General features: G+C 45.1%; 11 protein-coding genes and 1 pseudogene. 6 read left to right on the forward strand and 6 right to left on the reverse strand.

Features of this window, described 5'->3' with window-relative positions:
- Positions 1 to 89: 89 nt before the first annotated feature.
- Positions 90 to 1,205, reverse strand: a complete 1,116-nt coding sequence (locus tag NDI42_RS10945) for a Vgb family protein (protein WP_190459078.1) — start codon at positions 1,203 to 1,205, stop codon at positions 90 to 92.
- 296 nt (positions 1,206 to 1,501) lie between these two features.
- Here NDI42_RS10945 and NDI42_RS10950 point away from each other — a divergent pair, with 296 nt between their 5' ends.
- Positions 1,502 to 1,858, forward strand: a complete 357-nt coding sequence (locus NDI42_RS10950) for a lysozyme inhibitor LprI family protein (RefSeq protein WP_431191430.1) — start codon at positions 1,502 to 1,504, stop codon at positions 1,856 to 1,858.
- 148 nt (positions 1,859 to 2,006) lie between these two features.
- Here the strand turns inward: NDI42_RS10950 and NDI42_RS10955 are convergent, their stop codons facing one another.
- The 3 genes and pseudogenes from NDI42_RS10955 to NDI42_RS10965 all read right to left on the reverse strand — a co-directional run.
- Entirely contained in the window at positions 2,007 to 2,213 is a 207-nt protein-coding gene (locus tag NDI42_RS10955) for a hypothetical protein (protein WP_190459082.1), read from the reverse strand.
- A gap of 96 nt (positions 2,214 to 2,309) precedes the next feature.
- The gene (locus NDI42_RS10960) at positions 2,310 to 3,167 is read right to left on the reverse strand and encodes a hypothetical protein (RefSeq protein WP_190459084.1); all 858 of its coding nucleotides are present in this window, start codon (positions 3,165 to 3,167) and stop codon (positions 2,310 to 2,312) included.
- A gap of 108 nt (positions 3,168 to 3,275) precedes the next feature.
- Positions 3,276 to 3,553, reverse strand: a pseudogene (locus NDI42_RS10965) (Uma2 family endonuclease); the annotation flags it as partial.
- 309 nt (positions 3,554 to 3,862) lie between these two features.
- On the opposite strand from NDI42_RS10965, the gene hemC reads away from it, so the two are divergent.
- The 5 genes from hemC (at position 3,863) to NDI42_RS10990 (ending at position 11,433) form a co-directional block, all read left to right on the forward strand.
- The gene (hemC, locus tag NDI42_RS10970) at positions 3,863 to 4,834 is read left to right on the forward strand and encodes a hydroxymethylbilane synthase (protein ID WP_190459085.1); all 972 of its coding nucleotides are present in this window, start codon (positions 3,863 to 3,865) and stop codon (positions 4,832 to 4,834) included.
- A 91-nt stretch (positions 4,835 to 4,925) separates the two neighbouring features.
- On the forward strand, positions 4,926 to 6,347 hold the full coding sequence (gene glgA, locus NDI42_RS10975; RefSeq protein ID WP_190459086.1) for a glycogen synthase GlgA: 1,422 nt from the start codon (positions 4,926 to 4,928) through the stop codon (positions 6,345 to 6,347).
- A 564-nt stretch (positions 6,348 to 6,911) separates the two neighbouring features.
- Complete coding sequence (locus NDI42_RS10980) at positions 6,912 to 8,285, forward strand: right-handed parallel beta-helix repeat-containing protein (protein ID WP_190459089.1); 1,374 nt, start codon at positions 6,912 to 6,914, stop codon at positions 8,283 to 8,285.
- 727 nt (positions 8,286 to 9,012) lie between these two features.
- Positions 9,013 to 10,386 (forward strand): right-handed parallel beta-helix repeat-containing protein, encoded by a 1,374-nt coding sequence (locus tag NDI42_RS10985; RefSeq protein WP_190459091.1) that lies wholly within the window; start codon positions 9,013 to 9,015, stop codon positions 10,384 to 10,386.
- A gap of 378 nt (positions 10,387 to 10,764) precedes the next feature.
- The gene (locus NDI42_RS10990; protein WP_190459096.1) at positions 10,765 to 11,433 is read left to right on the forward strand and encodes a glycoside hydrolase family 16 protein; all 669 of its coding nucleotides are present in this window, start codon (positions 10,765 to 10,767) and stop codon (positions 11,431 to 11,433) included.
- A 72-nt stretch (positions 11,434 to 11,505) separates the two neighbouring features.
- Here the strand turns inward: NDI42_RS10990 and NDI42_RS10995 are convergent, their stop codons facing one another.
- Together NDI42_RS10995 and NDI42_RS11000 are read right to left on the reverse strand one after the other, a co-directional pair.
- A complete protein-coding gene (locus NDI42_RS10995; protein WP_242017818.1) occupies positions 11,506 to 12,408 on the reverse strand; it encodes a LysM peptidoglycan-binding domain-containing M23 family metallopeptidase in 903 nt (300 codons plus the stop codon).
- An 80-nt stretch (positions 12,409 to 12,488) separates the two neighbouring features.
- Positions 12,489 to 13,793 carry a homoserine dehydrogenase gene (locus tag NDI42_RS11000; protein WP_190459097.1) on the reverse strand — a complete coding sequence of 435 codons (1,305 nt, stop codon included), beginning with the start codon at positions 13,791 to 13,793 and terminating at the stop codon, positions 12,489 to 12,491.
- Between the last annotated feature and the right edge of the window lie 31 nt (positions 13,794 to 13,824).

Genomic DNA, 13,824 nt, shown 5'->3' on the forward strand with positions numbered 1-13,824 from the left:
TAGTATTTACAGAGGCGATCGCTAATAGCAAAATGAACCGGGGAAAAAGTGCGATCGCGCTCAAAAACTATTTTTGGTTACGTCCGTACTTACTTAACAACTGAACGTTGGCGTTGTCGCCGCCAAGCAGGGAATAAAGCGCCTAACGTCAATAAACCAGCCGTCGTAGCAGGTTCTGGGACTGAAATATTAAGCGGTTGCGAAGTGTAAGCTATACCGATAGGACGCAATAACTTATTACTGGTGGGTACAAAAATAGAACCATTATTACCCGGTGAGGGTAAGGGTTCTCCTGTAACTCCGTCATAACGAAGGATGGTGCCAAAGTTAGTATTTATGTCAAAGCCTACAGTGTAGAGAATATCATCAACGCCAAAGGTCAAGTTACCGATGAAATTGCTACTCGGAACTGTCTCGGTGTAATTGGTTGATAAAACATCAATCTGCATCCCTGTGTTCAAGTCGTAACGTCTGATGTCGTTAGCGAAATCACTGACAAAGAGATCGCTATTAGAACCAAAAGCTAATCCCAGCAAACTAACAAAGCCAAGACTGTCTGGTGATGGTGTTGGCTGTTCGATAAACACCGTAGAAGTTTTTGTTTTCAGATCAAACCGCAGCACTTGACTGGGGAGTCCCGAAAAAGTGGGATTGCCGTTAACAGCAATACTACCCTGAGTAGTGACATAGAGGCTGCCATCAGAACCGAAAAGTAAGCCGTTCGGCCCGTTTAATCCGCCTGCTTGACCATTTCCAGAGGCGAAAACATCAATAAAATCTCCCGTTTTTCCGTCATAACGGAGGATTTGGTCACTGAGGAAACTACTGACGTAGAGATAACCATCGGGGCCAAACGCATTACCATAAGGACGAAATAAGCCGCCGCCAGAGGCGAAAACATCAATAAATTTCCCCGTCTTTCCGTTGTAGCGAAGGATGGCAGAAGTTTCTGGGGTGTTTCCACTAGAGACGTAAAAGTTGTCGTCAGGGCCGAAGTTCAAGTCATCTGGTGCAATTAATCCACCCGTACCAGGAGTGATGAAATCTCCAAGATATGCTCCACTCTGTTCGTCAAACAGCAGTACGTTGTTACCTGTGGTATTGCCGACTAATATAGCTGCATTGGCAGAAGATAGACCCAAAGAAAAGGTAGTGAAAGCACTGAGAACCAGTGAAACTTTAAGGACAGCAAGCTTTTCGTGCATGGATATGTACACTTTTTTATGATTTATTACAAATAATTTCTACAATATCGGGAAATTACCAGTATAAAAAGTTTTTTCTATACAAATGATGTTTAAGTACAAACCGAACCAAATTCAGAGGAAGCATAAAGACGTAAGCGTATCGCGACCATCCATAAGAGAGCGATCGCATTTGGGTTATGTTATGACTACACTTACACTGAGTTAAAAATTTGGCTATGCGTCAGTTATTACCCGTATTACCCGCGCTTGTAGGTGTAGCAACTCTAATCAGTTTAGGCACCACCGCCCCAGCAATGGCAGATGCAACAACTGATGTAACAGGCGTACACATAGCTCAACGCCCTAACTGTAACAATCCTCAAACTCAAGCAGAAATGAACGCTTGTGCTGGGTTGTCTTATCAAGCCGCTGACAGAAGGCTCAACCAAGTTTACCAGCGACTCCTGCCAAAGTTGACAAGCTCCCGCCGCCAGAAACTGATTACTGCACAACAGACATGGATCAAGTTTCGAGATAGCAGTTGTGCTTTTGAGAGAAGTGAAGTTGAGGGGGGAACAATGGAACCGATGATTTACAGTGGATGTCTTGCAGAGACGACAAGACAGCGTACAGCACAATTAGAAAGTTATCTTGCTGATACAAATAAGTAAATTGAGAGTGCGATCGCACTACTTAAATGAAATAGTGAAGAATGCGATCGCTGCATTCCAACTCAACCTCTGCAACTGGATATATTCTGCTTTGTATCAAAGAAATAACCCTAGCTCCTACGAGGGTTGAGGACTACTGGATTTGCAATTACCAAGGCGAATTGCAAATTGCATCCCCATCTGGAGAGTATGGATCAACACGACATTGCAGTTCGCGGATAGTCATCCTCAAACTAGAGTTTTCTGCTTCCAGGTAATTTACTTGAGCTTCAAGCTCTTCAATCTGATTCATACAGCAGTATAGCTGGGTAACTACATCAAGTTCTTGTTGTGGAAGCAGCAAGATATAAATCATGAAAAAGTCCACCTCAGTAAGGTTTAGGGCTGACTTTTCCAAAATAGGTTTTCTTTCCTGGCGGTAGATGAAACTTGATCCTGATGTGAACTTTTGTTAAATTTCGGGGTAGACTCCACCCTTTTTAGAAGCGTAAACCACTTTCCCTTTTTTCCATTGAAATCCACGAAGTTCGCGGCTAGCAGTGGTGGCTAACTTTAAGCAATTGCTTAAGGATTGCTTAAAGTTAATTAATTTATTCTTTAATAATGGAGCATTAACTGCTGCTAATTCGCCTACAAAGAGAGTCATATCTAGCCATGAAAAATCAAGATTGTGTCTACCAAGCTTGCTTATTAACTTTTGGGATTTTACCGAATTGAAGTGAGAATTAATTTCATCATAAGTTTCTTCTTCCAAAATTTTGCTTAATTGCTTAGTTGCTTCTCTCCATTTTTTAGTGGTAACAACGTAGTAGTCTTTCCGACACCATAAGAATCTACCGTCTATTTCTTCTACTAAAGTTTCTTTAAATAGCTCATAGGCAGATTTAAAAGGATACTCTTGACGAGAAAACAATTTAATATTTCTATGCCATAGCTGAATCACTGTTTTAGGCTGTGATTCAGCAAAGCTTAAAAGATGTTGCGGCTCAGAATTTCCTTTTCTAACATACTTTTCAACCGATTCGATAAACTCCCACTGAGCTTTGTAACGATTGGCTGTCAAATTTATCAAATCGTGATTATGTTGTGAAATTTCTTTTCTATCTCTAGCCTCAGCAATGGGATCGCCCTGTTTGGTGATAAATTTTGCTTTCCAGCATTCAGCAATTAGGAGCTGGGTATTTCTTGATTCATGCCATTCACTAAGTTGGTCATCTGTCATCAGATCGGGCTGTAGCAGGTAATCGCTGGGCAAACTAGCGATAAGTTGGGCGATTTGCTCCAACATTTCATTCTCTTTTAAGCTCATTGTCAAACTCCAGGCTATTTAGGAAAGTCAAGCCACTCACATATAACGTATTAGAGGCAGTTGTGGCGAGCGCTCATTTTAAATAATTGTATTTGCTTCAAAAACCTATACGGCTCTAACCCAATCAGGCCGTTTATACCAGTTTTGGTGATGGAAATCGTAGGAAAGATTTAAGTTACTGGCGCTGAATATCCGTTCTGGTCGATAGTTGGGGGGACAAGAGGTAAAGCTTAACAGTTGGGATGGCAAATCGTGAAACTCTTTAGGCAAACCCGGTTCTCCGAATTTTCACTGGGTAAATCGTACATTGTTGGTAGAGTTTCCCTTGGAGCAAGAGGCGGATTGGTTTGCTCAACGGGGTACTTTAGCCGAAAAATTGAGAGCATTACTAACAATCGTTAAGTAGAGCCTACTGTTTTTACTGTATCGGGTCATCGCACAAGCCTATAGAAGTCATGCCAGCGGTAGTCTAGATGAGGTGACTTTATTTGCTGTATTCAGGCGATCGCTCTGTCAATTATGCTGTCACTGCCAGACCTAAATCAGCGATGACTGCCTCGCTTCCAGCATCAGGGAGAATTCATATTACTTAACTTATATTGAGAGCGTTGGCATCAAATTCCAGGCTTATTACAGTCACGCCTGAGGTAGTCTAGATGAGGTGACTTTATTTGCTGTGTTCAGGCGATCGCTATATGTCCCCTACAGTTTCCAGTCCTACCCGTACCATCCGCATCGGTTCTCGTAAAAGCCAACTCGCACTCGTCCAGACTTACTGGGTGCAAGCACAACTCCAGAAACACTTTCCAGATTGCACCTTTGAAGTCCACACAATGGCGACTCAAGGTGACAAAATTCTAGATGTTGCCTTAGCCAAGATTGGTGATAAGGGACTATTTACCAAAGAACTCGAAGTGGGAATGCTCAACCACGAGACAGACTTTGCGGTACATTCCCTGAAAGATTTGCCTACCAACTTGCCAGAAGGGTTGGTTTTAGGATGCGTCAGCGAACGGGAAAATCCGGCTGATGCCCTCGTGGTGCATGAAAAGCACAAAGATAAGCAACTCGACACCCTGCCTGAAGGTGCTGTAGTGGGAACATCTTCCCTACGGCGGCTGGCACAGCTGCGCCACCACTATCCTCACCTATCGTTTAAAGATATCCGGGGCAACCTGAATACTAGGTTGGCAAAACTGGATACTGGCGAGTACGACGCAATTATTTTAGCTGTGGCTGGGTTGCAACGGCTGGATATGAGCGATCGCATCCATCAAGTCATACCTGCTGAAATTTCTCTTCACGCCGTTGGACAAGGCGCTTTAGGCATTGAATGCCGCGAGGGTGACACCGAAATTCTGGATCTACTCAAAGCACTAGAGCATAAACCCACTGCTCAACGCTGCTACGCTGAAAGAGCCTTTCTCCGGACATTAGAGGGCGGTTGTCAAGTACCAATCGGGGTTAATACTCAGATTGACGGCGATACGCTCACCTTAACGGGGATGGTTGCCAGCCTGGACGGCAAGCGAATGATTAAAGATACCCTTAGCGGTGCTGCTAGCGATGCCGAACAACTAGGGATTCAACTTGCCCATCTGTTACGGGAACAGGGAGCTTCTGCAATTTTAGAAGAGATTTTTACTGAAGTTGGGCGCGGTCATTAATCCAAAATCCCAAATCAAAGATCCAAAATTGGGTAGCCGATCCCCAGACTCGGTATGATGTAACAAAATATTTCAGGAAACGCGAGCAATCATGCGAATTCTGTTTGTTGCAGCTGAAGCAGCCCCCATCGCCAAAGTTGGTGGGATGGGCGATGTAGTTGGTGCCTTACCAAAAATTCTGCGAAAAATGGGGCATGATGTGCGAATATTCATGCCCTACTACGGTATGTTGCCCGACAAAATGGAGATCCCCAAAGATCCTATCTGGTCGGGTTCTGCCATGTTCCAGTCTTTCGACGTTTACGAAAGCGTTCTGCCTGGAACCGATGTGCCGCTTTATCTATTTGGCCATCCTGCCTTCCTGCCCCGCCGCATTTATTCTGGGGAAGATGAAGACTGGCGGTTCACCCTGTTTGCCAACGGTGCAGCAGAGTTTTGCTGGAACTATTGGAAACCGCAAATTATCCATTGCCACGATTGGCACACTGGCATGATTCCAGTGTGGATGCACCAAGATCCCGATATCACCAGTGTCTTCACCATTCACAACTTGGCTTATCAAGGGCCGTGGCGCTGGTATTTAGAAAAAATTACCTGGTGTCCCTGGTATATGCAGGGTCACAACACGATGGCAGCAGCGGTGCAGTTTGCTAACAAGGTGAACACCGTTTCTCCCACCTATGCCCAGCAGATCCAAACTGCGGCGTATGGCGAAACTTTGGAAGGCTTACTGTCTTTCATCAGTGGTAAGTTATCCGGCATTGTCAACGGCATCGACACCGAGGTTTATGACCCCGCCACTGATAAATACATCGCACAGACTTTCACCATCGATACCCTTGACAAACGCCAAGCTAACAAGATTGCACTGCAAGAAGAAGTCGGCTTAGAAGTTAACAAAAATGCCTTTTTAATTGGCATGGTAACGCGACTGGTGGAGCAGAAGGGCATCGATCTGGTGATTCAGATGCTCGATCGGTTCATGTCGTATACTGACGCTCAGTTTGTGCTGCTGGGTACGGGCGATCGCTACTATGAAACCCAAATGTGGCAGATGGCATCTCGTTTCCCAGGTCGCATGGCAAACTACTTACTCTATAACGATGCCCTCGCGCGACGCATCTACGCTGGCTCAGATGCCTTCCTGATGCCCAGCCGCTTCGAGCCTTGCGGCATTAGCCAAATGTTATCTATGCGTTACGGTTGCGTACCGATTGTGCGGCGCACTGGTGGCTTAGTCGATACGGTTTCATTCCACGACCCAATGCAACACGCTGGCACTGGTTACTGCTTCGATCGCTACGAACCCCTAGACCTCTATACCTGCATGGTACGAGCTTGGGAAGGCTTCCGCTTCAAACCTCAGTGGCAGGAGTTGCAGAAGCGGGGAATGCAGATGGACTTCAGTTGGGATACGTCCGCCAAGGAGTATGTCAAACTATACAACTCCATGTACGGCATCACCGAGGAGCCATCGGGCTCGCAGAAACAGCCTGAGTTAGTAAATACGTAGTCACCAAAAGCACGCATGATAAAAACCCCCTACTCTAGGGGGTTTTTTGTTGGGAATGTAGCGATCGCGATCCCCAACCCTGTCAAAGTGGGTGACAAAGCCTTGAAAACCTTGCGAGCGCATAGGATGCACTCTTTGTCACAGTAACGCACCAGCCCGAAAATCCAGCCATAAGCTAAGGTTATCCCTCATAATTCTTGATTTAGGGGCAATAAAAAGCGCTACAAGCACCATACTTTTTGGGGTTACAGCTGGTTCGAGCTGGACAGCGATCGCTTATATATATTATTTATATGAACTACAGTTTACGCACTCTTGCTTAGATTCTGTGTAACATTTTTTCAAACGCAAGCGGTGACTACAGAAACAGCCTAAAAATAAAGCCAGTTTTTATTGAAATTCATCGTTTCTTCCGAAAGTATGACAGTAGAATCGCGGATCTCAATAGGTATTAACTACAGCTAGGATTTAGCAGACCGATTTTATGAAGTTCTTATGAAGCTTCATAAAACCGCCCAGCAGAGTCATGTCTAGCTTTCTTGTTCTTTTCCGAAGAGGAAAAAAATGTCTAAAATACAGTCTTCTGGATCGCGACTGCTGTTGATTCTTGCCGCCCCCGTTATTAGCCTCGGACTTGCAAAACCAGGACTAGCTATAACCACCTACTACGTTGCAACCAATGGTAGTGATAGCAATTCTGGGAGCCAAAACAGTCCATTTGCCACCATCACCCACGCAGCTACCAAGGCAGACCCAGGCGATACGGTATATGTCCGAGGAGGCACCTACAGGTTTTCTCAAGAACAATACATCGGCAGCGTCGGCACCTCCAGCAATCCGATAAGCTACCAATCTTATCCAGGGGAGAAAGTAATCCTAGATGGCTCTCGAACACCAAGCAACACCAACATAGTGAACGTAGCTGGCAGCCATAACATCTTCAAGGGCTTTGAACTAGACAACGCTAAATTTGTCGGAATTGTCTCCTGGGGTGGCAAGAATATCCAAATCCTCAACAACGTCATTCAGGACTCTCACCGGAACGCTATCTTTGTCGGTTACGACAAAAATATGACCACCGCCTCAAACATCCAGATCAAAAACAACACCGTATACTCAAATTGCCTAGTTAATAAGAGCCGTAACACAGATGGTGGATGGCCGCAAGCTATCGGCAGCAGTATGGCGAGTAACATAACCATCAGCAATAACCATGTGTATGAGAACTATGGTGAGGGAATCGGCATTGTTCTCACCGACGGCGGTGTTGCCTCTGGTAATAAGGTGCATGACAACTACAGCGTGAATCTGTACCTGGATAACGCCACTGATATCACAGTAGAGCGAAACCTCATTTACACCACCAACAATACGGAATTTTACCGTTACGGTAAACCAGCTAGCGGGATTCAGGCAGCTAATGAACCTTATGGATCTTCCAATCCAGTCAAGGACATCACAATCCGCAACAATATTGTCATCGGGGGCATTACAGGCTTCGCTTACTATTCAAGCTATGGCAACGGCGGGGGCATGAAAAACTTTGTCATTGCCAACAACACGTTTTACAAAGCGGGGCGAGCCATGCTTCTCATCGAAGATGATAAAGGGCATAAGAGTAATCTAATTGCCAACAACATTTTCTACCAAACTGGCGATGGCGAGATGACGGAAATGTCAGACAAAACTAAATCGACATTTCAGAATAATGCTTGGTTCGGTGGCAGTGCGGGTGTTGCTGCGGGTAGCGGCGACGTGAACGCAAACCCGATGTTACTAAATCTGGGTTCTCTGGTGGCAAGTGACTACCAGTTAAAAGTCGGTTCGCCATTAATTGAGGCTGGTACTAAGCTTAGTGAAGTCCCTAATGATTATGCGGGATCGAGCCGACCCCTAGGGCAAAAGCATGACATTGGGGCTTACGAATTTTTTAAGTAGACAAGAATAATTTTTTAATGCAAACGATGCAGAAGTAATCGCTCTCAATGTGCAAAAAGATTTCTCTGCATATTCAGAAGGTTTACGAAAGCGCTCTTTGCATTAAAAAATCCGGCTGGGGAGTGGAGTCAGGTAGCTTTTTATCTACTCCTAAAAACTTGTGCTGCTAGAAGCGATCGCTACTACAAAAGCTGGAATAAGTCCGCCAAGGAGTGCATCGAACTATACAACTCCCATTAGGCATCAGCGAGGGGCCACAGAAGGTTTTAAAATCTTGCGATCGCTGAGAATCCTCTTTTTGTGAGTTTTATGCACCCGAAAAGTGACTTCACCATGATTTGAACCAATTGTCAATAGTTGGCAATTTGGTAAAAATAACGAGTGCTAAAACGCTTAAATTCTCTGGGATTACACCTTGATAGGGGTGAAGCTGCGATCGCTTACCTGCGTTTTTTATCGCCTACAGTTTGAGGCATCTTTGTCAACTTCTAAGAAATTATTTTTCTAATGTAAGTTGCAACTACAAAAAGACACTGGGAATCAAAGCGAGTTTGTACTGAAGTTCATCATTTCTTTAAAAAGCATGACCGTGAAATTGCGGATCTCAAGCGCTATTAATGACAGCTAGGATTTAGCAAATCGGTTTTATGAAGTTCTTATGAAGCTTCATAAACACGCACAGCAGATTCATGTCTAGCTTTCTTGTTGTTTTCCGAAAAGGAAAAAAATGTCTCAAATTAAGTCTTCTGGATCGCGTCTGCTGTTAACTCTTACTGTCTCCATTGTTAGTCTCGGACTTGCAAAACCAGGACTAGCTATTACCACCTACTACGTTGCAACCAATGGTAGTAATAATAATCTTGGAAGTCAGAACAGCCCCTTTGCCACCATCACCCACGCAGCTACCAAGGCAAAGCCAGGCGACACAGTATATGTTCGGGGAGGCACCTACACTTTTTCTAACGAACAATACATCGGCAGCATCGGCACCTCCAGTGCGCCAATTAGTTACCAATCCTATCCAGGTGAGAAAGCAATCTTAGATAGCACTCGAACTCCAAGCAACAGCAACCTGGTGAATGTAGCTGGCACATACAACATTTTTAAAGGCTTTGAACTCAAAAACGCCAAATCTATAGGCATTGTGTCATGGGGTGGAAAGAACATCCAAATTCTCAACAACGTCATTTACAACTCCTACAAAAACGGTATTTTTGTCGGTTTCGACAGAGATATGACCACAGCATCAAACATCCGGATCATTGGCAACACCGTTTACTCAAATTGCCTGGTAAATAAAAGCCGCAACCTTACTGGTGGATGGCCCCAAGGGATAGGCAGCACTATGGCAAGCAACATAACCATCAGCAACAACCACGTGTATCAGAACTATGGCGAGGGAATCGACTTTGTTCTCACCAACGGCGGTGTTGCCTCTGGTAATAATGTACATGACAACTACAGTGTGAATCTGTACCTGGACAACGCCAGCAACATTACAGTAGAACGCAATCGTATTTACACCACCAACAACACAAATTTCTTCCGAGACGGTAAACCTGCCAGTGGTATTCAAGCAGCTAATGAATACTATGGATTTTCCAACCCGATCAACAACATCAAAATCCGCAACAACATTGTCATTGGGGGGAATACAGGCTTTGCCTATTTTTCAAATTATGGGAGAGGCGGAGGCTTGAAAAACTTTGTCATTGCTAACAACACATTTTACAAAGCAACACGAGCTATTCTCCTAATCCATAATGATTCTGGGCATACAAATAACCTAATTGCCAACAACATTTTCTATCAAACTGGCGGCGTTGCGATGACAGAAATTCCAGCCAAAACTGGATTAGCATTTCGGAATAATGCTTGGTACGGTGGTAGTGCTGGTATTGCTGGGGGTACTGGCGATATCACCGCGAATCCGCTGCTTGTTAATCTGGGAACTACGGTAGCAACTGACTACAAGCTGAAGCTTGGTTCACCAGCAATTGAAGCGGGTACTACGCTTACTCAAGTCACCAATGATTATGCAGGATCGAGCCGACCTCTAGGGCTGAAGTATGACATTGGGGCTTACGAATTTTTCAAGTAGAAAAGAGCGTCTTAACGCAGAGGATGCAGAAGTAATTGCAAAGGACAAAAGAGTAACTATAACTCTTTGCATACCTTTGCACTTCCTGCGCGGATATTTGCATTAAAACAATTCCCTGTATTGGGATTCTGCGAAATAGAAATTTATTTCTTCTGGCAGATTTATTGGGCAATTTCCGGTAAATATTAACCAAGTTAGAAAGGTTAATTAGACTGTTGTTTGCCGTCGAGAAACCGTTAACTATTTCTAGGCATGAAAAAACAAAGAGTTTTCCTTATTCTGCTTTTTTCTCTGTTTTTAGCCGTTTCCATATTTAGTGGAACAGTTTCGGCAAAGGGTTCAAAAACCAGAAGCGTTCGCAACATTCCCGGCTGGACTATGACATTTAACGATGAGTTCAACTCCGGTACCCTCGATAAATCAAAATACGTCCGATACTGGGGTAAACCAAGTACAGGAGGGGCGGTTTCGTGGTGGAATGGAGACTCAGCACTCATCGTACAAGACGGATATTTGCGCCTCAAAATTGCCAAAGAAAACGTAACCAAAAATGGAATTCTGTATCCTTACACTGCTGGGGGTTTTACCCAACTAACAGCACAAACCTACGGACGTTGGGTAGTCAGGGCGCGTATGCCTCAAGGTGCAGGCACTCAAGGCTACATTTCTCTGTGGCGGAAGGACTTTAAATGGCCCCCAGAAATCGACTTTGCTGAAGTCAGGGGAAGCTTGCCAAACGAAAACATCTTTACGCAGCATTATTCAGCATCAGGTAAACACAAGACTGAAGTTTCTAAGCTTTATGAATCAGACTACACCAACAAGTTTCACGAGTACACGGTGATTTGGGAACCCGGAAAATTGACATGGCTTGTCGATGGTGTGCAAAAGTTTACTACCACACAAAAGTTTCCGGCTTTTCCAATGGTGCTGTCAGTGGGGGATCTTGTCGGTGACTGCGGCAGCTTTTCAGGATGTCCTCAAACAACGAATGTGTTCCCGACTTACTTGGATATTGACTATATCCGCATCTATAAAAAGGCGTGAGATGCTTCTTAGGTGTGTGGGATTGGTAATGGGTAATGGGTAATAGGTAAAGTAGCTCTGAATACCCATTACCTAGAATCTATTAACAGCTACTGGACGAAGGTAAGGTTGTGGATCTTGTGCCACCCAGCCTAAATTAGAGTTGTAGCGCAACTCAAAATGCAGATGGGGTTTGTCTAAATCAGGGAGTCCTGTGGAACCAACTGTTCCCAGGACATCTCCCTGGTTAACTTTTTCGCCAAGACTTACATCAATTGTGGCAAGGTGGGCATAACGGGTTTGACGACCTCCGGAATGATTAATGACTACTAAATTTCCGTAATTTCCGCGATCGCCAGCAAAGGCTACAGTCCCCGGATCTACTGCCAGTACAGGTGTCCCAGTTTCGGCTAACAAATCTATACCGCTATGAAAAGCGACTTCATTGCTAACAGGATTTATCTGCCAGCCATAACCAAGCGCGATCGCTGCCGTTGTGGGTAAGGGATACTGGGCTAGTTTCCGGTTATTACGTCCAGCGAGACTTGGAGGCGACCAATTTACCCCAGGTACAAATACAACTCTAGGATTTTTCTGGCAACCGTTCACCTCATATAGTACATCCGCCCGGATTCGGTAGGTTTTGGCTACATCTTCCCAAGTTTTCCCGGTAGGAACTTGGACGCGAATGCCATTGTAGGGAGGAATCAAAATTTCTGCCCCTACTGGTGCTTTGCCTCGTCGTAAAGACGGGTTCATTCCCATGAGGGTAGCAGAGATGAGATTGTATTTACTGGCAATGCTTTGCAGAGTTTCACCAGCGACAACTGTATGACGAGTCACGCGATCTAGGGCTGGCTTTGGGCAAAGTGATTCAGTTATCCCTGGTGTTCCCTGGATTGACGGGGGGGGTGCAGGGAAAATCTCATCAGCGACAGCTGAATTTTCCGACATTGCTAGAACAAGGCAAAAAGCCATTCCTACGAAGGTAGGCATCTTGCCCATCCTAGAATTTGGAAGGGAAACAGGAAAAAAAAACCGGAATTTTTGCCTGTCACTTGTTGCCTGTTGCCTATTCATAAAACTCGTAAAATGCTGGGAATACTGTCTATGGTATCCAGGGTACGAATTTCATTCAGGGCTTGTCTAAAATTTCCTTCTCGGACATCGTGAGTAACGACGACAATTTCGGCAAGTTCGTTATGAATGCCAGTCTGGACAACGGATTCGAGGCTAACATTGTGGTTGCCGAAACTTGTTCCCAATTTGCCAATTACCCCTGGACGATCCAAGGTCAGAAACCGGGCGTAAAACCGCGTTACTAGCTCATCTATCGGCGCGATCGCGCAATAATCTTGATGGGAACAACTTAATAGTGGATGAAGCATCTGCGCGTTGGGAGTGCTTTTCAAAACGGCGGCAATATTTAAAATATCCGACACAACGGCGCTGGCAGTGGGGCCAGAACCCGCACCCCGTCCGTAAAACATTACTTGCCCAATCGGTTCGCCTTCTACGAGGATAGCGTTGTAGACACCACTGATACTGGCGAGGGGATGCGTCTTAGGGACAAGGGTGGGATGAACTCTTACTGACAGAGGGGATTGCTTTGATTCTTCCTCCAGTCCCCGTTTTGCGATCGCTAGTAATTTAATTACAAACCCTAATTTTTCTGCGTAAGCAATATCTGCTGCACTTACCTTAGAAATTCCCTCACAGTAGACCTCTGGCAGTTTAATCCGTCCCCCAAACGCCAAGGAAGCCAGAATCGCTATCTTATCGGCGGCATCTAAACCGTCTACATCAGCAGTTGGATCGGCTTCGGCGTAACCTAGTTGCTGGGCATCTGCCAAAATATGGCCAAATTCTCCCCCCTCAGTTTGCATCCGGCTGAGAATGTAGTTAGTTGTGCCGTTAACAATGCCTGTGACCGAGTGAATTCGGTTGACACCTAGCGCCTGCTTCAGGGGTTGAATCACCGGGATGCCGCCGCCTACAGCTGCCTCTAGCATCACATAAACACCCGCCTGATTAGCAGCGGTATAAATTTCATCTCCGTATCGGGAAATTACTGCTTTATTAGCAGTGACTACGTGCTTACCACTGGTGATCGCTTTTAATATTAGCGATCGCGCTGGTTCCAATCCCCCAATTACCTCCACCACAATATCAATATTTGGATCGCTGACTATACTCTCTAAATCCGTTGTCAGGAGGGCTTCTGGCAGTTGTACAGGTCGGGGTTTGTCAAGCGATCGCACTCCCACTCGATAAATCTCTATCTCAGAAAGCAGCGGATGACGCGATCGCGGATCTAGCAAAATCTCCGCCGTACCCATGCCGACTGTCCCCAGTCCTAATAAACCAATTTTGAACGTCACAGCTCTTTAAACTCAAATTTATCTCATATAT

The sequence above is a fragment of the Funiculus sociatus GB2-C1 genome (genome assembly GCF_039962115.1).
In the GTDB taxonomy this organism is placed as follows: Bacteria; Cyanobacteriota; Cyanobacteriia; order Cyanobacteriales; family FACHB-T130; genus Funiculus; species Funiculus sociatus.